This window comes from Arthrobacter sp. 'calajunan' (assembly GCF_046940185.1).
Lineage (GTDB): Bacteria > Actinomycetota > Actinomycetes > Actinomycetales > Micrococcaceae > Glutamicibacter > Glutamicibacter soli.
Genome location: NZ_JBKZDY010000002.1, coordinates 344,167 through 364,120 on the forward strand (window position 1 = coordinate 344,167; position 19,954 = coordinate 364,120).

16 protein-coding genes are annotated in these 19,954 nt (G+C 67.4%); 7 read left to right on the top strand and 9 right to left on the bottom strand.

Going from position 1 to position 19,954, the window contains the following annotated elements:
- Positions 1 to 44 precede the first annotated feature (44 nt).
- The 5 genes from RF641_RS04130 to RF641_RS04150 all read right to left on the bottom strand — a co-directional run bounded on the left by RF641_RS04130 (position 45) and on the right by RF641_RS04150 (position 5,855).
- Positions 45 to 1,415 (bottom strand): NAD(P)/FAD-dependent oxidoreductase, encoded by a 1,371-nt coding sequence (locus tag RF641_RS04130; RefSeq protein ID WP_424572561.1) that lies wholly within the window; start codon positions 1,413 to 1,415, stop codon positions 45 to 47.
- Between the two features lie 114 nt (positions 1,416 to 1,529).
- Positions 1,530 to 2,462, bottom strand: a complete 933-nt coding sequence (locus tag RF641_RS04135; protein WP_424572562.1) for a 4-(cytidine 5'-diphospho)-2-C-methyl-D-erythritol kinase — start codon at positions 2,460 to 2,462, stop codon at positions 1,530 to 1,532.
- Positions 2,463 to 2,464: 2 nt separating this feature from the next.
- Positions 2,465 to 3,346, bottom strand: coding sequence for a 16S rRNA (adenine(1518)-N(6)/adenine(1519)-N(6))-dimethyltransferase RsmA (gene rsmA, locus RF641_RS04140; protein ID WP_424572563.1), 882 nt, complete (start codon positions 3,344 to 3,346; stop codon positions 2,465 to 2,467).
- Positions 3,347 to 3,449: 103 nt separating this feature from the next.
- Positions 3,450 to 4,628 carry a resuscitation-promoting factor gene (locus tag RF641_RS04145; RefSeq protein WP_047118467.1) on the bottom strand — a complete coding sequence of 393 codons (1,179 nt, stop codon included), beginning with the start codon at positions 4,626 to 4,628 and terminating at the stop codon, positions 3,450 to 3,452.
- Positions 4,629 to 4,883: 255 nt separating this feature from the next.
- Entirely contained in the window at positions 4,884 to 5,855 is a 972-nt protein-coding gene (locus RF641_RS04150) for a TatD family hydrolase (protein ID WP_424572564.1), read from the bottom strand.
- A gap of 214 nt (positions 5,856 to 6,069) precedes the next feature.
- On the opposite strand from RF641_RS04150, the gene RF641_RS04155 reads away from it, so the two are divergent.
- From RF641_RS04155 to RF641_RS04165, 3 genes are read left to right on the top strand one after another with little or no spacing between them, the layout of a single operon-like run.
- On the top strand, positions 6,070 to 7,032 hold the full coding sequence (locus RF641_RS04155) for an AAA family ATPase (protein ID WP_082344653.1): 963 nt from the start codon (positions 6,070 to 6,072) through the stop codon (positions 7,030 to 7,032).
- Positions 7,033 to 7,043: 11 nt separating this feature from the next.
- Positions 7,044 to 8,369 (top strand): DUF58 domain-containing protein, encoded by a 1,326-nt coding sequence (locus tag RF641_RS04160; RefSeq protein WP_424572565.1) that lies wholly within the window; start codon positions 7,044 to 7,046, stop codon positions 8,367 to 8,369.
- Positions 8,366 to 10,804 (top strand): transglutaminaseTgpA domain-containing protein, encoded by a 2,439-nt coding sequence (locus RF641_RS04165; protein WP_424572566.1) that lies wholly within the window; start codon positions 8,366 to 8,368, stop codon positions 10,802 to 10,804. Before RF641_RS04160 ends, RF641_RS04165 begins: the two co-directional genes overlap by 4 nt.
- Before the next feature lie 67 nt (positions 10,805 to 10,871).
- Here the strand turns inward: RF641_RS04165 and RF641_RS04170 are convergent, their stop codons facing one another.
- Together RF641_RS04170 and rsmI are read right to left on the bottom strand one after the other, a co-directional pair.
- The gene (locus RF641_RS04170) at positions 10,872 to 12,356 is read right to left on the bottom strand and encodes an NAD-dependent succinate-semialdehyde dehydrogenase (RefSeq protein ID WP_424572567.1); all 1,485 of its coding nucleotides are present in this window, start codon (positions 12,354 to 12,356) and stop codon (positions 10,872 to 10,874) included.
- Positions 12,357 to 12,492: 136 nt separating this feature from the next.
- The gene (gene rsmI, locus RF641_RS04175; protein ID WP_231735988.1) at positions 12,493 to 13,353 is read right to left on the bottom strand and encodes a 16S rRNA (cytidine(1402)-2'-O)-methyltransferase; all 861 of its coding nucleotides are present in this window, start codon (positions 13,351 to 13,353) and stop codon (positions 12,493 to 12,495) included.
- A 67-nt stretch (positions 13,354 to 13,420) separates the two neighbouring features.
- On the opposite strand from rsmI, the gene RF641_RS04180 reads away from it, so the two are divergent.
- Complete coding sequence (locus RF641_RS04180) at positions 13,421 to 15,031, top strand: dolichyl-phosphate-mannose--protein mannosyltransferase (protein ID WP_424572568.1); 1,611 nt, start codon at positions 13,421 to 13,423, stop codon at positions 15,029 to 15,031.
- Between the two features lie 90 nt (positions 15,032 to 15,121).
- The gene (locus RF641_RS04185) at positions 15,122 to 16,963 is read left to right on the top strand and encodes an AMP-dependent synthetase/ligase (protein ID WP_424572569.1); all 1,842 of its coding nucleotides are present in this window, start codon (positions 15,122 to 15,124) and stop codon (positions 16,961 to 16,963) included.
- An 85-nt stretch (positions 16,964 to 17,048) separates the two neighbouring features.
- Here the strand turns inward: RF641_RS04185 and RF641_RS04190 are convergent, their stop codons facing one another.
- A complete protein-coding gene (locus RF641_RS04190) occupies positions 17,049 to 18,470 on the bottom strand; it encodes a TIGR01906 family membrane protein (protein ID WP_424572570.1) in 1,422 nt (473 codons plus the stop codon).
- 277 nt (positions 18,471 to 18,747) lie between these two features.
- Positions 18,748 to 19,131, bottom strand: coding sequence for a DUF3499 domain-containing protein (locus tag RF641_RS04195; RefSeq protein WP_053797515.1), 384 nt, complete (start codon positions 19,129 to 19,131; stop codon positions 18,748 to 18,750).
- 67 nt (positions 19,132 to 19,198) lie between these two features.
- Here RF641_RS04195 and RF641_RS04200 point away from each other — a divergent pair, with 67 nt between their 5' ends.
- Positions 19,199 to 19,657, top strand: coding sequence for a metallopeptidase family protein (locus RF641_RS04200; protein WP_047118458.1), 459 nt, complete (start codon positions 19,199 to 19,201; stop codon positions 19,655 to 19,657).
- A 65-nt stretch (positions 19,658 to 19,722) separates the two neighbouring features.
- On the top strand, positions 19,723 to 19,926 hold the full coding sequence (locus RF641_RS04205; protein WP_424572571.1) for a hypothetical protein: 204 nt from the start codon (positions 19,723 to 19,725) through the stop codon (positions 19,924 to 19,926).
- The last annotated feature ends 28 nt before the right edge of the window (positions 19,927 to 19,954 follow it).

Here is a 19,954-nt window from a genome sequence, read left to right on the forward strand (position 1 = left end):
CCTCAGGCGTCGCTTCCGGCCCATCCACGCCACAGGCGTCCCCGCTAGGGCTTTCCGGTAATCAGGTCCGCCATGCGGGCGATCGGCGAGGCGGTGCCGCGCCCGTCCAACTCGCTGCGGTCGGCCCAGCCGTACGCGGCGTACAGTCCCTTGGTGGCGATCCAGCGCAGTGGTTCCGGCTCCCACTGGCGCACGCGATGGTTGACCCACGGAAGCTCGGTCAGCTCGGTGGTTTCACCCAGCACCAGGTCGCGCAGGGTGCGCCCGGAAAGGTTGGTGGTGGCCACGCCGGTGCCGACGTAGCCTCCGGCCCAGCCAAGGCCAGTGGCCGGATCCAGGCCCACGGTGGCCGCCCAGTCGCGCGGCACCCCGAGGACACCGGACCAGGCATGGTCGATGCGGGCAGTTGCGGTCTGCGGGAACATCCGGTGCAGCACCTCGCTCAGCCCGTCGATGGTCACCTGCGGCGTCTTGCCGTCGGCGTCCGTACGCGAGCCGAATTTGTACGGCACCCCGCGTCCACCGATGGCGATGCGGTCATCCGCGGTGCGCTGGGCATACATGTAGACGTGGGCGAAGTCGCCCAGCACCTCTCCCCTGCTCCAGTTCAGGTCCTCCCAGATGCCCTGGCTCAGCGGCTCGGTGGCGATCATCGAGGAGTTCATGGGCAGCCACAGGCGCTTATGCCCCTTGATGCCGGAGGTGAAGCCCTCGGTGGCGCGCAGGATGAATTCAGCGTTGAGCGTTCCGCCCTCGAATTCCAGCTGGCGCGGGCGGATGGTGGTGACGTGGGTGTTTTCGTAGATCGTGACGCCGAGCTTTTCGACCACCGCGGCCAGGGCCTTGACCAGCTTCGCCGGGTGGATGCGCGCTGCATGCGGGTGCCACAGCGCCGCCCGGGTTCCGGCGACGTTGATTTTCGCGGAGGCCTCGGAAGCTTCAAGGAGCTTGGTGTCCGTGTGCGCCCACTGGGCTTCGGCTTTCGCGTGCGAGCGCAGGCGGTGTTCCTGGGCCGGGGTGTAGGCGACCTCGAATTCGCCGCCCTGCTGGATATCCGCGTCGATGCCTTCGGCTTCGCAGACGGCGATGACCTCTGCGACGGTGCGGTTCATGGCGTCCTGGAAGGCCTCGGCGGCGCTGGGGCCGTGGCTCTTCACGTAGCGTTCGCGGCCGCCGGTGACGGTGTTGGTCAGCCAGCCGCCGTTGCGCCCCGAGGCGCCGTAGCCTACGTGGCGCGATTCGACCACGGTGATTTTCAGCCCCGGCTGCGCCTTGGCCAGGTAGTAGGCGGTCCACAGTCCGGTGAATCCAGCGCCCACGATGGCCACGTCGGCGGTGTGGTGGCCGGTAAGGGTAGGGCGAGGATCGGGCAGACCGATGTGCTCCCACCAATGGGAGACGTGACCGTTGATCATCAGAATCCTTCACTGCCGCATCGCAAAATGAACGTGCTTCACTTTGTGGGTTCAGGATTCACCCTATGAGCCGGGCAACAGCCTGACAAGAGCTTGGGGCAAAATAACCGGAGGTTACTCGGAGAGTTCGACCTTCGCGCCGGGAGCCGGGGCGCTGACCGCCAGCGTGGCCACGCCCACCTCGTCGCCCAGCTGGGCGCGCACCTGTTCGGCATGCTCGGCATCGCGGACCAGCAGCGCCAGGGTTGGGCCGGAGCCGGAGACCATGGCCCGCAGCGCGCCGGCGCCTTCGGCCAGGTCGCGCACGGTGCCCAGCTCCGGGGCCAGGGCCAGGGAGGCCTGGGTCAGGTCGTTGACGAGCACCTGCGACAGGGCCTGGGCGTCCGAGTGCATCAATGCCTCGATGACATCCGGGTCCACTTCCTGGGGTACCGCGATTTCCTGCCCGCTGCGCAGCCGGTCGAGCATGGCGTAGACGCGCGGGGTGGACAGCCCGTAGCTGGCGGGGATCAGCACCCACTGGGTCTTGGCGCGGGTCAGCAGCGGGGCGAGCTTGTCCCCCACCCCCAGGCCGATGGCCGCGCCGCCCATCAACGCGAAAGGCACGTCCGCGCCCAGCCGAGCTCCGAGGCGGCCCAGTTCCTCGCGGTCCAGGCCGGTCTGCCACAGCTCGTTGCAGGCCACCAGCGTCGCGGCCGCATCCGCGGAACCGCCGCCCATGCCGCCGGCGATGGGCACCCGCTTGGTGATATGCAGGTTCGCGCCGAGGGTGCAGCCGGTGTGCCGGCGCAGCAGCTGCGCTGCCTTGTACACCAGGTTGTGCTCGCCCAGCGGGAAGTTCTCCGGGTCTGAAACCACTGCGGAACCAGGTTCAAGGCTCAGCTGCAGTTCCCCGTCCTCGCGCAGCGTCGCCTCGATCTGCTCCAGCAGCGACACCGCGACATACAGGCTGGCGACCTCGTGGTAGCCGTCCTCGCGGGGCGGGCCGACACGGAAGTAGACATTGATCTTGCCCGGTGCGGTGGCGATGACTCGCTGTTTAGCCATGTCTAGCACTCTGGCTTCGGCTCGGCCGGAACCTGCTCGGCGGCGCGGGCGATTGCGATGAACCCGTCGATATCCAGCTTCTCGCCGCGTTCCTTCGGGTCGATGCCCGCCAGCGTGAGGATCTGCTCGGCGCGCATGCCGGACCCTGCCCAGCCGGAGAGCGCTGCGCGCAGGGTCTTGCGGCGTTGGGCGAAGGCGGCGTCGATGATCGCGAAGACCTGCTTGCGGTCCGGCGCATCACTGCGGTCCTTGTCGCGGGTGAACCCGACCAGGCCTGAATGGATCTTGGGGGCCGGCCAGAAGACGTTCATGCCGATGACCCCGGCCTTGCGCATGGTTCCGTACCAGGCGCCCTTGACCGACGGCACGCCGTAGATCTTGCTGCCCGGGCTCGCGCTCATGCGGTCGGCCACCTCGTCCTGGACCATCACCAGACCGTGGCGGATCGAGGGGAAGTGCTCCAGCAGGTGCAGCACCACGGGAACCGCGACGTTGTAGGGGAGGTTTGCCACCAGCGCGGTGGGCTCCCCGGGAAGCTCGGTGACCTTCATGGCATCCGAGAGGATCACCGTCAGGTCCTTTTCACGGCCCGGACGGAACTCGGCCATGGTCTGCGGAAGGCGCTTGGCCAGCGGCGGATCGATCTCCACGGCGACCACCTTGTCGGCGGCGTCCATGATGCCCAGGGTCAGCGAACCGAGCCCCGGCCCGACCTCCAGCACGGTTTCCTCCGGGGAGACGTGGGCGGCCGCCACGATGCGACGGATGGTGTTCCCATCGATCACGAAGTTCTGGCCCAGGGTCTTGGTGGGCCGGATCCCCAGCTCATCGGCCAGGCGACGGATTTCGGTGGCCCCAAGCAGCGGCAAAGATTCCTTAGACATCACGTTCTCAATTCTAGTTCAGCCTGAGTCGGGCGCGGAAAAGCGCAACGCGCCGGTTCGCTGAACCGGCGCGTTGCGCTCAATGAAGTGTCCGGGGCGGTGCTTAGCGCAGGCCCAGCTTGGACGAGCAGGCTGGCCAGTGGCCCCAGCCGCCGCTGGCACGCAGCTTCTCGGCTGCGGCAACCTGCTCGGCAGGAGTTGCCTGGTGCGGCAGCGGCGCGTACTTGGTGCCGCCCACTGCACGCCACGAGGAAGCCGAGAACTGCAGGCCGCCGTAGTAGCCGTTACCGGTGTTGATCGACCAGTTGCCGCCGGACTCGCACTTGGCCAGGGCCGCCCAGGTCGAGGAGACGCTGCCGGACGGGGCCTTGGTGGACTTGGAAGAGGATTCCTTCTTCTCTTCTTTCTTTTCTTCCTTGGTGCCGACCTTGACAACCTCGGCAACAGGCTTCTTGGTGACCTTGGCCTTCAGGACTTCTTCCTCGCCCTTCTTGCCGTTGCGGGTCTCCTGGCGCAGGGTCAGCTCGCGCTCGCCCTTTTCGCCCTTGGTTTCCACCTTGGTCTTGCCCTTGGCCAGGTTCTTGTCCTTGACCTTCTCGGTCTCGAAGGCGATGTCGCGGGTCTCATCCCAGGTCTTGATGCTGACCTTGATGACCTCGATCTGCTGGCCGTCGGCGATCTTGGTGCTGGTCTCGACGTCTTTCTCGGTGTCCTTCTTAACCTTGACGTTGACCTCGTCGTCGTTGCCCAGGGAGACGTTTTCCTCGGCGAGCAGTTCCTTGACGGTCTGCGCGGTGGTCGAAACCTCGGTCTTCTTCTTGTCCACCTGCAGGGTGACTGCCTTCGGGGTGATGATCTCGATGTCGCTGGCGACTGCGGCCAGGTTCTGCGATTCATCCATGGAGATCTCGGCGCCCTTTTCCAGGTCGAGCTCCTCGACCAGATCGGCGACGGTCATGCCGGTGGTGTGCACCACGCGTTCTGTGCCGTCCAGGTTGACCTGGACCGACTTGTTGCGCTTGATCTCGATGTTCTGTGCGTCGACCACCGGGGCGTCGGTTGCCACGGAGATCTCGTCGCGCTCATCCAGGGTGATGTCCTGCTGCTCGAGCACGGAGGCTACGGTGGCGGCGCGGGTGGTAACCACCTTGCTCTCGCCATCGACGGAGATGGTGATTGATTTCTGGCCGGCGATATAGAAAACGGTGCCGGCAATCACCAGGGCCACGGCGAGCGCCTGGACCAGGTATTTAGCCCAGCGGTTCTTGAGCAAGTGAGTCACGGTAGTGAGATCCCCATCGTTTGTAGGCCGGGCTCCGGAAGGTGCCCCGGAAATGCTGTCCGGCCCGGCGGCTTGGCCGCCTGTCTATCATTCAGTTTCTGCGCCGTGTTTCCCAAGCTGTGGAACCAGGATCAGGCTGCGCGTCAACCAGCCGCCCTGTAATTGGGCGCCGTCGTGCAACACATCTGCATCTACCGTAACCGAATTGTTATATTTCAAGCAACAGTCATATGGCCATCAACACATTCGACGGGTCTAGAATGCCCCGTACACCTCGCGGGTATTCGCCTCCAGCTGCGCGCAGAATTCCGCCAGCTGGGCGCCGCGGGTTTCGGCCATGAAACGCACCGTGTACGGGATCATGTAGCTGGCGTTGGGACGCCCCCGGAAGGGGTGCGGGGTGAGGAACGGCGCGTCAGTTTCCACCAGCAGCAACTCGGGTTTGGCAAGGCTCAATGCCTCGCGCAGCTCGTGCGAGTTCTTGAAGGTGACGGTCCCGGCGAAGGACATGTACCAGCCGTTCTCGTTGCAGATCCGCGCCAGCTCGGCGCCGCCGGAGAAGCAGTGGAAGACCACACGCTCGGGCAGGGTCGAATCCTTCAGGATCCGCACCACATCGTCGTGTGCGTCACGGTCGTGGATTTGCAGGGCCTTTTCCTGCTCCACGGCGATGCGCAGATGCTCGCGGAAAGAGTATTCCTGGGCGCCGTGTCCTTCTTCGCCGGTGCGGAAGTAGTCAAGTCCGGTCTCCCCGATGGCGCGCACCCGCCCGTCGGCGGCCAGCTGCTCGATCCGGGCGATTGCCCCATCCAGGGCACCGTGTTCGGCCAGCCGCGCCGCATCGTTGGGATGGATGGCCACGGCAGCCAGCACGTTGGGGAAATCGTTGGCCGCCTTGACGGCGTATTCGGAGGACTCGACGTCGCAGCCGACCTGGATCAGGCCCTTGACCCCCACGGCCGCCGCGGCGGCCAGCGCGTCGGCGGCTTCGACCCGGACCTCTCCGTCCAGGAAGTCCAGGTGCGTGTGGTTGTCCACCACCGCCACCGGCAGCGGGTCCGGCGCTTCGGGATACCGCAGGTTGCGCTTCGATCCGCCCTTTTCATTGGTCCCGGAGCGGCCCCGCTCCCCGTCCGCGGCCGCAGCCTGCTGGGCGTCGGGGCGGTAGGCCGTGGGGATGCCGGCGTAGATATCGCCGGAGTTCGTCGCTTCGTTCTTTGCTGGCACCGCTGGTCCTTCACATCCGCTGGTCTTCCGGGCGCTGGGCCCACCAGTCATTCTCTCACCCCGCCCGCGCGCAGGTGAAGCCGACGGGGCCGGATTCGGGCAATTAGAGTCTGTTACTGGATAAAAGAACCCCATACGATATGTGCAACAGCTATCAGGATTCGACTGTCCGCAACGACCTTGCGGACAGGCTGAACCCGTCAGGAGGATGCGCATGAGCGCAAACCCAACGTTGCCTTCGCTCGACTCGTCGTTCAGGCACAATTGCCAGCGCGTCCTCGAAGCGGTGCAAACCGTCATCACCGGCAAACCCGAAGCGGTCACCAACGCCCTGGTGGTGCTGCTGGCCCAGGGCCACCTGCTGGTGGAGGACGTGCCGGGGGTCGGCAAGACCATGCTGGCCAAGTCCCTGGCGCGCAGCGTGGACGGTTCGGTGCACCGCATCCAGTTCACCCCGGACCTGCTGCCCAGCGACGTCACCGGCGTCTCCGTGTATTCCCCGCAGACCCACGAGTTCACCTTCCACCCGGGCCCCATCTTCGCGAACATCGTCATTGCCGACGAGATCAACCGCGCCAACGCCAAAACCCAGTCCGCGCTGCTCGAATGCATGGAGGAGCAGCAGGTGACCGTGGATTCCATCACCCACCCGTTGCAGCGCCCGTTCATGGTGGTCGCCACCCAGAACCCCATCGACTCCGAAGGCACCTTCGCCCTGCCCGAGGCCCAGCGCGACAGGTTCATGGGCAGGATTTCCATGGGCTACCCGCGGCGGGACGACGAGCTGGCGATGCTCGGCAGCCACCACCGGGACGAGCCGCTGCAGTCGCTGGCTCCGGTGCTGCAGCTGGAGGAGCTGGTCCGGATGATCGAGCAGGTCAAGCTCGTCACGGTCACCGACCGGCTGAGCGCCTACGTGGTGGATCTGGGGCGAGCCTCGCGCGAGCACCCGCAGGTGCAGCTGGGCGCTTCGCCGCGCGCGCTGCTGCAGTGGGTGCGCGCCGCCAAGTCCCACGCCGCGATCTCCGGGCGGGACCACGTGCTGCCCGAGGACGTGCGCGCGGTGGCGGAAATGGTGCTCAGCCACCGGCTGATCCTCACCCGCCGGGCCTTGGCCGACGGGGTGGAACCGGCGGCCGTCGTGCAGGAACTGCTGGCCAGCACGCCGGTCAGCTAGGCGGTGAGCCCATGGACAAGCCCCAGCGCTTCGACTCGCGCAACGCCCTGTCCTGGACGCGCTCCGACCCGGGCCCCGAAGCCCTGCGCCGGTGGCATCTGGACCTGTTCACCCCGCGCGGATGGTACACCCTGGGGGCCGGGGCGGGGCTGATCGCCCTGGCCTATGTCCTGGGGCGCCACGAGCTCATGGCCCTGGGCGTCGGGCTGGCCGCGCTGGCAATTGCCAGCTGGCTGCTCGTCCTGCGCGCCCGGCGCACCACCAGCCTGCGCCGCAGGCTGCACTCCCCCGCGGCCACCGTGGCGGAGCCCGCGCTGGTCACCCTCGAATGCCCCGACGAGGTGCGCATCCGCGAAACCCTGCCCGAAGAATTCGGCCCCGGACCCGAGCTGGAGGGCCCCGGCGCGGTCGACTACGAGCTGGTGTTCCGCTCGCGCGGCGTCCACCTGCTGGGCCCGGCCCGCCAGGTGATCTCCGATCCGCTGGGATTGATCCGCGGCATGGTGTCCATCGGGCAGCCGCAGCCGGTGCCGGTGCGCGCCCAGATCCACCCGCTGGCGCGTTTCGCCTCGCTGGGCGAACGCATGCTCACGGGCGACGCCCGGTTCTCCCGCAGCACCACCGCCGACTACTACGACGTGGCCACGCGCGACTACCAGCAGGGAGATTCGATCCGCCAGGTGCACTGGAAGGCCACCGCGCGCCACGGGAAACTCATGGTGCGCCAGGAGAACCACGTGGCCACCGCCCAGGCGCTGATGGTGCTTGACCGCACCGCGGAGCATTGGCAATCCGGCGGGGCTGACCTGCGGATCGGCATCCCGCAGGGCCTGGGCCCGGAACTGTCCAGCAGCCGCCGCTTCGAGAACGCGCTGTCGCTGGCCTGCAGCATCGGCCAGCGCTACGCGGACAGCGGCTACCAGCTGTTGTTCCGGGACCTGGACGGCAGCCCGCTGGTGGGCGGGGAATCCCTGCGGCTTTCCGAGCATGCCGCCCGCTGTAGCTTCGAGGACTTCCACCTGGCCAGCGCCGAACTCGGTCCGCTGCCCGCCGCACCGGGCCAGCACCAGGCCCAGGACCTGATCGGAGCGAATCTGCACCGCGAGCTGCTCTCGATGCGCGAAGAACCGGTGATCATGATTCTCGGCCAGGTGAGCCTCGACCAGGCCGCCGCCTTGGCGGCCCTGTCCCGCACGGTGCGCCACGTGGAGCTGTTCCTGCTGGCCGCCCATCCCGAACGCTACGCGCAGGTCCAGCAGCTGATGGCCCGCACCGGATGGAACATCCACCTGCTGCACGGCAACGGTTCCCTGGACGACGCGCGAGGTGTCTCATGAGCGCAACCCTGCACGACTCCCCCGCCCTCCCGGCCCCGGACCCCGAATCCCGGCGGCCCGCGCCCGCCGCGCCGATGACCCACAACCTGCTGGCCCGCACCGCGGCAGCGCTCTGCCTGGCCGTGGCGGTGCTCGCCGGATTCGCCTCGCTGACCGGCGTGGTGGAAGGCCGGGCGTGGTTCCCGGCGCTGGTGCTGCCGGTGCTGGCCATCCACCTCAGCGCAGGGGTGCTGCGCGGAATCACCGGGCTGCGTTGGGTCGCCTACCCGGTCGCCATGCTGGTGGCGCTGGTCGCCCTGGTCCAGCACGAAGCCATGCTGTCCACCGGGTACACGCTCACCGGATTCCAGTGGTTCAACGCGGTGCTCTCCGAGGCGGCCTTGCAGCTGTCCACCCAGGTGCCGCCGGTGGCCTACTCGCGCTACGTGGCCTTCGCCATCCTGGTCTGCGCGGTGGCGATCAGCCTGCTCATCGAGCTGCTGGCAAGCTTCCGCAAGGTCGCGCTGCTGGTGATCGCCCCGTTGTGCTTCGCCCCGGTGGTCGCCTCGCTGTTCAAGCAGGAAGGCGCCGGCATCTGGAACCTGGCGCTGCTGCTCGCGGCGGTGCTGGGCTACACGGCCCTGCTGCCCTACCTGTTCCGCGGCGGCCAGCCGCCGGCCCATCCGAAATTCCCTGCCCCGCGGCAGCTCGGATTCCTCGGGGCCACCGCGCTGGTCTGCATTGCGGCGATGCTGGCTGCCGGCTTCTGGGTGCCGGGCTTTCGCAAGGGCATGTTCCCGGAAGGCATCCGCCCCTCCGGAGACCTGCTGGCCAGCAACGTCGATCCGCTGCTGACCCTGGGCCGGGACCTGCGCGCCAACAACGGCAGCACCGTGCTCAGCTACTACACCACCTCGGACAAGGCCCCGTACCTGCGCACCTCGGTCATCGAGGACCTGTCGCAGGCCCGCTGGGAACCCAACGAGGCGCTGCCCAAGGACACCTACTTCGGCAACACCGCCATGCAGGAGGACTTCACCACCTTCAACGCCAACGAACAGGTGGCAAGGCTTGAATGGGCCAACGGCATCTCCTCCCCGGTGCTGCCGCTGCCGAACCGCAGCTACTTCGTGGAGGGCATCGTCGGCAACTGGAACTGGGTCCCCGAATCCTCGGTGGCCCGGCTCAGCGGCGATGCCGTAGCGGCGACCGGGGATGTTTCGGTGGCGTACTCGGAATTGGACCTCAGCCCGCAGATGGCCCGCAATCTGGGCTTCTTCGGCGGGGTGCGGCAGGACGAGCCCGGCGAGGTCTACCGCCAGCTGCCCGAGGACCCGGAAAATACGCTGCGCACCTCCCTGGACGGCGCCCTGGACGAGGCCTACAAGGATGCCGACTCGACCGGCAGCGACTTCGAGAAGGCCGTGGCGATCCAGGATTTCCTGCGCTCGCGCAAGTTCGTGTACTCGGAGCGCACCCCGCTGCGCGAAGGCTACGACGGCGCGAACAAGCGTGTGGTCGAAGCCTTCCTTGAACGCCGGCAGGGATACTGCGTGCACTTCGCCTCCGCCATGGCCCTGATGGCCAGGGAGGCGGGGATCCCCTCGCGGATCGCGGTGGGCTACGCGCCGGGCAAGGCCAACGGCAAGACCGTTCAGGTCGGCAAGGACGCTGCCGAAAGCGAGCTGGAGTCGAGGCTGGAGCAGGGCACCAAGCTGACCGGGTATTCGGTCACCGGCCAGCAGTCGCATTCCTGGCCCGAGCTCTACCTCCAGGGGCTGGGCTGGGTGCCCTTCGAGCCGACCCCTGGCCAGGGCCAGCCGCCGAGCTACGCCCCGCAGGAAACCAGCACCGTCGGGCCTGCGGAATTCGGCGACGAGGAGGTCCCCACGGACCGCGCCACCCAGCGCCCCGCGGAATCGCCCGAGGCCAGCGCCCCGGCCGCCGCGCCGCAGGCGGCTCCGGGAGAAACCGCCAACGGCTGGTGGGCGCTGGCGCTGCTGGCCGTCGTGGTCGGCGGGGCGCTCTCGCTGGCCCCGCTGCGGCGCCGGCACCTGGCCAGGCAGCGCCAGATGCTGATCGCCGCCGGCGGCGAACCCGCGGCCGAGGCGCTGTGGGTGGAGTTGCAGGCCATCGGCGCCGATGCCGGACGGCGGGCCGGGGAGCAGGAATCGGTCAGCGACTACACCCGCAGGCTCGGGGACGATTTCACCGGGCTCGATGCCGAACTGCGGCGGCTGGAAACTGCCATCCAGGCCAGCTTCTACGCCTCCCGGCATCCGGAACCCGGTGCCGCAAAGCAGCTGGTTTCCGACCTGCAGTCGGTGCGCGCGCAGTTGCACCTGTCCCTGCCGCTGCGCGCTCGGCTGGCCGCAGCGCTCTTCCCCGCGTCCCTGCGGACGGCGAGGCTGCGGCGGCTTGACGATTCCCGGGCCGCCCGGAGCACGGCGAGCTAGGACGGTTTAAAGCAGCCGACGGGCGGCCCCGCAAGGGGACCGCCCGTCGGCGTTCTACCGGTGCCGCCTACTTGGCCGCGTACGGATCAGAGATGCCGATGTACTGCACGGTGGTGTACTCGGCCAGGCCCTCGGCGCCGCCTTCGCGGCCGAGGCCCGACTGCTTCACGCCGCCGAACGGCGCCGCGGCGTTGGAGATGACGCCGGCGTTGAAGCCGACCAGGCCGAACTCGATCTGCTCTGCCACGCGGAACAGGCGGTTGAAGTCCTTGGAGTAGATGTAGGACGCCAGGCCGTACTCCGAAGCGTTGGCCAGCTTGATGGCGTGCTCCTCGGAGGTGAAGGTGGTCACCGGTGCCACCGGGCCGAAGATTTCCTGGCCCAGGATCTCGGCATCGTTGGCTACGTTGGCCAGCACGGTCGGCTGGTAGAAGTAGCCCGGGCCCTCGACCGGCGCGCCGCCGACGATGGCGGTGGCGCCGTTGGAAACGGCTGCCTCAACCAGTGCGTGGACCTCGTCGCGGGCCTTTTCCTCGACCAGCGGGCCGACGGTGGAGTCGGCCTCGGTGCCGCGCCCCGGCTTCAGCGCCTTCATGGCGGCGGCGAACTTGGCGGTGAATTCCTCGGCCACGTCCTGGTGCACCAGGAAGCGGTTGGCAGCGGTGCAGGCCTCGCCCATGTTGCGCATCTTGGCGGCCATGGCGCCCTCGACTGCAGCGTCCAGGTCGGCGTCCTCGAAGACGATGAACGGCGCGTTGCCGCCCAGTTCCATCGAGGTGCGCAGCACCTTGTCCGCGGCGTCCTTCATCAGCTGCTTGCCCACCGGGGTGGAGCCGGTGAAGGACACCTTGCGCAGGCGGTCGTCCTGCATCAGCGGGCCGGAGATCTTCGAGGCCGAAGCGCCGGAGACCACGTTCAGCACGCCTGCCGGCAGGCCGGCTTCCATCATGGTGGCGGCGAACAGCTGGCTGGTCAGCGGGGTCAGCTTGGCTGGCTTGAGCACCATGGTGCAGCCTGCGGCAACTGCCGGGCCGACCTTGCGGGTGGCCATGGCCAGCGGGAAGTTCCATGGGGTGATCAGCAGGCACGGGCCGACAGGCTTGTGCTGGACCAGGACCTTGTTCTTGCCCTCAGGGGTGGTGATGTAGCGGCCGTAGTGGCGCACGGTCTCTTCGGAGAACCAGCGCAGGAACTCGGCGCCGTAGGTGACCTCGCCGTAGGCCTCGGCCAGCGGCTTGCCCATTTCCAGGCTCATCAGCAGCGCGAAGTCGTCCTTGCGCTCGGTGACCAGGTCGAAGGCGCGGCGCAGGATCTCGGCGCGTTCGCGTGGAGCGGTCAGGGCCCATTCGGCCTGTACTGCATCGGCGGCGTCAAGGGCGGCCATGGCGTCTTCGCTGGTGGCGCTGGCCAGGGTCAGCAGCTTCTGTCCGGTGGCCGGGTCGAGCACGTCAAAGGTGCCGCCATCCGAGGCATCGCGCCATTCGCCGTTGATCAAAAGGCCGGTTGGCACCTTGGCGAGCAACTCGGCTTCGCGCTGAGCAGTAATCGACATACGCACATCTCCTGAAACTCTAAATGAAGCTAATCTTCGTTGATCCCAACGCTATTCTCGGCACGCTGGCGCTGTAAATCGCCCGTTGCACTACGAAAGCGCAGATTCATTGTGCATTCAGCCTACGCCAAGACGCCTATATTTCACTTTCCTTACGTTCAGCCAAGACTGCCTCGTATAGGTCTCGTTTTTTCACGCCGTGCTGCTCCGCCACGTCCGCGACTGCCTGCTTCATCCGGGTCCCGCCGTCGACCAGTTCCGCGACCTTGGGCAGCAGGTCCTCGATGGAGGCCGCTTCCGGTTCAGGAGCCCCCGACACCACCACCACGATTTCACCGCGAAGCCCTTCCAACGCCCAACGGTGCAGTTCACCCAGGCTGTCGCGGCGGACTTCCTCGAACTTCTTGGTCAGCTCGCGGGCCACGGCCGCCTGCCGGTCGGCGCCGAAGGCCTCGATCGCCGCTTCCAGGAAATCGGCGACGCGGTGCGGGGCTTCGAAGAACACCATGGTGCGTTCCTCGTGCAGCAGCGCGTCCAGGCGCTTGCGGCGTTCGCCGGCCTTGCGCGGCAAGAAGCCCTCGAAGGTGAAGCGGCCGGTCGGCAAGCCCGACAAGGCCAGCGCGGTGAGCACCGCTGACGGGCCGGGCACCGCGGTGACGCGGATTCCCTCGTCCAGGGCGGCGGCCACCAACGGGTAGCCGGGATCCGAGACAGCGGGCATGCCGGCGTCCGAGACCACCAGGATGGTGGCTCCGGTTTTGGCCAGCTCCAGCACCTCGGAGAGCTTGTGGGCCTCGTTGTGCTCATGCAAGCTCATGACCCGGGCGTTGATCTTCAGCCCCAGCGCGTTGGCCAGGTGGTGGAAGTTCCTGGTGTCTTCCGCAGCGATGATATCTGCGCTCACCATGATTTCCTTCAGGCGCGGTGACGCGTCGGACAAATTGCCAATGGGGGTGGCTCCCAGGACGATGACGCCCTCATTCTCTGAGTTCTGCACATTCTTTAGCCTACGCGAAGTAGGAAAAGCGCACATTCTCCCAAGCGCGCCGGTAGCATGACTCTTGATGAGCCCCACTGCCTTGCAAACCCCGGACACCGGTCACGTGCGATCAGCGCGCCAAGCCTTCACCTTGGAGAGCCTGAAACTGCGGTTGCTGACCGCGACGGCTCCCCGGGGGCCGCTGATGTGGATCATTCCGCTGGCGGTCACGCTCATCGCAGGGCTGCTGCGCTTCATCAACCTCTCGCACCCCCACATGCTCATCTTCGACGAGACCTACTACGTCAAGGACGCGTACTCGATGCTGCAAAGCGGCTACGAGCGCGAGTGGGAAGAAGACATCAACGAGCAGTTCATTGCCGGCGATCCGCGGCTGACCAACGAGCCCTCCTTCGTGGTGCACCCGCCGCTGGGCAAATGGCTGATCGGCCTGGGCATGCTGCTCTTCGGGGACTTCAACGGCATGGGCTGGCGTTTCTCCGCCGCGCTGTTCGGCACCCTGGCGGTCCTGCTGGTCACGCTCAGCGCCCGGCAGCTGTTCGGCTCGCACTACCTGGCAGGCATCGCCGGGCTGCTCATGGCAGTCGACGGGCACTCGATTGTCATGTCGCGCACCGCGCTGTTGGACATCTTCCTGATGTTCTTCATCAGCGTCGCGTTCTACGCGCTGCTCAAGGACCGCGCCCACGGCAGGCTGTCCCTGGCGAAAAAACTCGCGGTGCCCGCCGGCAACCGGCCCGACGACTTCCTGCTGACCCACGGCCCCATGCTCTGGTGGCGGCCGTGGCGGCTGGCCGCCGCGGTGATGCTCGGCTGCGCGGTCGGCGTGAAATGGTCGGCGCTCTCCTTCGTCGCGGTGTTCTGCGTGATGGCCGTGCTGTGGGACTTCTCCGCACGGCGCACCGCCGGCATCCACAAGTGGTTCAGCTCCGCGCTGGCGCGCGACGGCATCTACGCCTTCGCGACCATGATGCCAGTGGTCCTGCTGACCTACCTGTCCACCTGGGCCGGCTGGTTCGCCACCAACGGCGGGCGCTACCGGCACTGGGCCGAGGAGCATCCGGGCGAGGGAATCAGCTGGCTGCCGGCGCCGCTGCGCTCGCTGTGGGAATACCACCAGGCCGGCTACACCTTCCACACGGGCCTGGGATCCCCGCACGGCTGGCAGTCCTCCCCATGGACCTGGCCCTTCGCCGGACGCCCGGTGATGTTCTATTTCGAAGGCTACGACCAGGGTGTCAACGGGTGCGACGTCTCGCGCTGCACCGAAGTCATCACCGACCTGCCGAACCCGGTGATGTGGTGGGCCTGCTCGCTGAGCATGCTGCTGCTGATCCTGTGGTGGATCGGCGCCCGCGACTGGCGGGCCGGGGCCATCCTCTCGGCCGGCGCCGCCGGCTTCCTGCCCTGGCTGATGTACCCCGAGCGCACCATGTATTTCTTCTACACCCTGCCGATGGTTCCGGCCATGGTCCTCGCGCTGACGTATATGATAGGGAAGTTCATTTCCAGCGATCCTCGCCGGGGCGCGGCTACACGCCCCCGGGTTGCCGCGGTCTCCGTGTTCCTGGCAGTTCTGCTGCTGGTTTCCGCCCTGTTCTGGCCGATCTGGAGCGGCGAGCTGATCGATGATGAGTACTGGCGTGCGCTGCGCTGGATCCCCAACTGGGGATAGTCCCCCGCTGCCGCCGCGCCCCACGCACCACCTAATGGCGCGGTTTTCCTATGGAACGCGTCACCAACGATGTCAAAGGAATCATCTTCCATGCAAGAAGTGCACGTCGAGCAGCTGACGGATCTGGCGCCAGAAGTGAACGCCACCAACCTGCTCCTGGACCGCGTCGCGGCCTCCGGCGGGCAGGCCCTGTTCATGGTCCAGCGCTCGGGCACCTGGCATGAAGTGACCGCCGCCGGATTCCTGGCCGACGTCAAGCGGCTGGCCATGAAACTGGTCTCCGACGGCCTGCAGCCCGGCGGGAAGGTCGCCATCATCTCGCGCACCCGCTACGAGTGGGCGCTGGCAGAGGAAGCCATCTGGTTCGCCGGCGGCGTCTGCGTGCCGATCTACGAAACGTCCAGCCCCTTCCAGATTGAATGGATCCTGCGTGATTCCGGGGCGCGTGTGGTGTTCGCAGAGGACCACGAGCTGCGCTCGCATGTGCGCCAGGCCGCAGCCCAGCTGGGCGAACCGGTCATCACCCACATGTTCGAAGGCTCCGACGGGTCGAACAAGGAGCTGATCCCCTCGGTAGGGCTGCACAAGCTGCTGGTCGACCAGCACGAGGTCGATGAGCAGCTCATCGAGCAGCGCCGCGCGTCGATGAAGCTGTCAGATACCGCGACGATGGTCTATACCTCCGGCACCACCGGACGCCCCAAGGGCTGCAACATGACCCACGCGAACTTCGCGCTGGTGGCGCACAACCTGGCGGCGCACATGGAAGACATCCTAGGCGAGCGCCGCCGCACGCTGATGTTCCTGCCGCTGGCCCATGTGCTGGCCCGCGCCGTCCAGCAGACCTGCATCCACGGCGGGACCGTCATCGCGCATTCGAATTCCACCGCCACCCTGGCCCAGGACATGGCAGCGATCAAGCCGGGCTTCCTGCTGGCAGTCCCGCGCGTGTTCGAGAAGATCCGCACCACCGCGCTGTCCACGGCCGAGGCGAGCGGCAAGGGCGAGTTGTTCCTGAAGGCCGAGCAGACCGCAATCGAGGTCTCCCGGATCCGCGATGCCAAGGCCCGCGGGCAGAAGGCCCGCATGCCGCTGGGGCTGCGCGCCCGCTATGCGCTGTTCAACAAGGTCCTCTACCCGAAGCTGCGCGCGGTCTTCGGGGGCGAGTGCGGCTACGCGATCTCCGGGGCCAGCGCGTTGAATGAGGAACTGGCGCACTTCTTCCGCGGGGCAGGCATCCAGCTGGTCGAAGGCTACGGCCTGACCGAGACCACCGCCCCGGCCACCGTCAACCAGGCCACCCGCACCCGGGTCGGCACCGTGGGCCGCCCGATCCCGGGCACCAGCGTCCGGATCGCCGAGGACGGGGAAATCCTGATCAAGGGCATCGGCGTCTTCGCCGGCTACCACCAGAACCCCGCAGCCACCGCCGAGGCCTTCGACGCCGACGGCTATTTCAAGACCGGCGACACCGGCGTGCTGGACGAGGCCGGCTACCTGAAGGTCACCGGCCGCAAGAAGGAACTGATCGTCACCGCGGGCGGCAAAAATGTCTCCCCCGGCCCGTTGGAGGAAATGGTCCGCGCCGGGCGCATCGTGGCGCAGTGCGTGCTGGTCGGCGAGAACCGCCCGTTCATCGCCGCCATGGTGTCCCTGGATCCGGAGGAGCTGGTGCTGTGGGCCAAGGCCAAGGGGCTCGGTTCCATGTCGCTGGCCGAGGCCGCGGCCAACGGGCAGGTGATCCAGGAAGTGCAAAGCTACCTCGACCTCGCGAACTCCACCGTGTCCAAGGCCGAGTCCATCCGCAAGTTCGTGGTGCTTCCGGTGGAGTTCACCGAGGAATCGGGGCACCTGACCAGCACGTTGAAGCTCAAGCGCCAGGACGTGCTGCGCGATTTCGCGCAGCGCGCCGATGAGCTCTACCAGCGCTAGGATTCGCTGTCCCGCAAAAGCAGTGAGGCTGGCCCACCACGATGCGTGGTGGGCCAGCCTCCGTGCTTTGCAGCCTGCGTGCGGCCTAGTTGCCCAGTCCGAAGGCGCGGGCTTCCTGGCGCAGGCGCGCCGCTTCGCGGCGGCGTCCGGTGGGCCAGCAGGAGATCAGCACAATGACCACCGTCAGCAGGATCAGTCCGGCGACGGCCACGGCCGAATCGATCCAGAACTGCTCCGGGTACAGGCGGATCAGGGTGTCGCTGAGCTTGAAGGTCCAGGTTCCCTCGGAAAAGAACAGCGCGTGGAAGTCGCTGAAGAATGACTGCCAGCCCATGAACGCCATGGCGAGAAGCGCGGCGATCAGCACCAGGGTGGCGATGGCTCCGGAGAACAGCGCGCGGCGCACGCCGCCGGCGTAGCGCTTGGCCAGGTACCAGATGCCGATGACCATCAGCACGGCCAGGCAGGCGCCCAGCACGTAGGCGAATCCGATCAGGTTCTTCACGTCCACCATGTGCTGGACTTCCCCGGCGGTGAACATGGCCGAGCCGGTGGGCAGCACCAGCCCCGAGAGGAACTCCGGGCCGGCGAAGTTGTTCAGGTAGTCGACCCCGTAGCTGCCGTAGGTCAGCCGTTCGGCGGCGCTGAACCCGTAGATGTCGTCGGGGAATCCAGGGCGCCCGTAGGACAAGGCCAGGAATCCGGGGGTCGCCACCAGGCGGATGGCGGCGATCAAGGTCAGGATCGGGAAAATCACCGCAACCAGGATCTGCGCCGGGCGGGCCATCGCGGGCTTGGAGTTCAAGGCGCGCTCACGGGCCACGCGACGCTTCATGGCGGCTTCCGAGGGCTCCTCTTCGGGGCCCGAGCTGCCGAAAACGCGGGAGCGGGCCTGGGCCACGGCAGCAGCGGTGGAGGCGTTGGATTCGTTCTGGGGTGCCACGGACACCGGCGGGACCACGGCGCCCGCCGCCGTGGCGGGGGCTGGGGCCGCCTGCGCTTTCGCAGCCTTTTCCGCCGCGATTTCGTGGGGCAGCTTGATCGCCCGGATGACGTCCTCCACCGGGGTTTCCGCCTTCGCGGAGGCCGCCGGAGCAGCTGCGGCGGCCGGCGCGGCCTTCACCGCTGGCTGCACGGTGGTCTTGGCCGCGGTCTTTGCTGGCGCCGCCGCTGCGGCCGGCTTGGCGGCAGCGGGTTTGGATTCCGCTGGCTTGGCCGCAGCTGCAGGTTTCGCCGGAGCAGGCTTCTGCGCCGGCTGCTCGGCTGGCTTGGCCGGTTCAGGCTTGGCGGCTTCCGGCTTGGCAGCGGGAGCGTCGCCCTTGATCACGGCCTTGGCAGCGGCCCGGCGTTCGGCCGCGGCCTTGGCCGCCGCGTCCGCCTGGGCCTTGTTCTTGTGCTCTTCCAGGCGAGCGGCCAGCTCTTCGGCCTTCTGGCTCAGCGAGGCCTTGGGCATCTGCGTGGTTCCGGGATCCGGGGCCCCTACGGGGTCCTTCGCAGCCTCAGCCATGAGGAGTCCTCCTGCAATTTGCGCGATCAAGTGATGTTTGGGGTGGCGTGCGGGCGTGGTGACAGGCCTCGCGCCTTTAGCATATCCAGCAGAAACTCGCATCCAGCGTATAGCCACACCTGATTTGGCCACCGGGTGCGCCACATGCGCAGTTCCGCGAGGACGCCTATCGTGCCGTGGAAACGCGAAAGCCGCCGCCCGGTTCCTCGCACGGGGTCCGTTGGCAGCGGCGGGCGCCCGCTACGGGGCGGCGCGTGGCGTGGTGCTTGGTGCGGCGCTACTGGTTGTCCGGGGCGTCCGGCAGCATGGCCAGCCGCACGCGGGCATCGAAGCGCGGGCCGCGCGATTCGGCGGCATCCGGCTCGGCGATGGCTGCATGGCGCGGGGCGCGATCCCGAGGCCGGGGTTCACGGACTGCTTCGACCAGCGCGTTCAATTCGTCCTCGGGCTCGATGACATCCGGGATGGTGCCGCGGATCAGGCTCCACCCGCTGGGCACTGTCAACCGGTTGGCATGCCTCGCGCACAGGTCGTAGCAGTGGGGTTCCGGATAGGTCGCCAGCGGCCCCAGCACCGCGGTCGAATCCGCATAAACGTAGGTGAGGGTTGCGCGGGCCGTTTCACGGCAGGCTGGGCGAGAGCAAATACGAAGACCATCCACGCCCTCCAGTCTACTCGCGTCGGCGACGGTTGACCGGCAATTGGGTTCCCGGGGGTAGTCTGGAGGCATGAACGCCAAACTGCCGGATGAACCCAGCGGGCCACGCCGCAACCGGCATGGCAGGGGCCGGCGCGGGCCGTTGGTTCCCATGCACCTGCCGGCGTACCGCAACCGTCCCGAGCGCTTCGACGACGCGGTCATGGCCAGCGCCCAGCGCCTGGCCGAACGCTGGGAATCGCGGATGCTGAAAATCGATTTCCTCATTGAGCCGGTGCCCTCCGATACCCTGCTCTCCCAAGCCGAAGGCGCCGGCGAGCGGGTGCCGCTGTCCTGCTCTCGCACGGCGACCGCGCATGACCGCGCCCAGATCACGATTTTCCGGCTGCCGCTGGAGCAGCTGGCCGCAAGCCCGGTGGAATTGGTGGATCTGGTGCACCAGTGCGTGGTGCACGAGGTATCCGAGCTCTGGATGATCCCGGTGAGCGAAGTCGATCCCGACTACTTCCCCGAAGACCCGGATTTCTGACGCACCCAAGCCTTGGCGCGCGCCGGCGCGGAACTTACACTTGATGAACCGATGAAAGGTTCGTCATGGACAAGCTGGCTTTTTCGATTCCCGCTGATGACAGGTCGCAACCCGCCCAGGACGTGCAGCTGGTCCTCGAAGCATCACCGGGCAACAGGATGCCTAGGTGCGCGGACACCGGCCAGCCCGGAAGCCTGGCATTGCTTGAGCCCCCGCACTTCGAATGCCTGGTTGTGGCCGCGGCCGAATGCGACGGCGACGGCGATTAGCCCCGCTCCCCCGCCCTGCGGCGGGCGG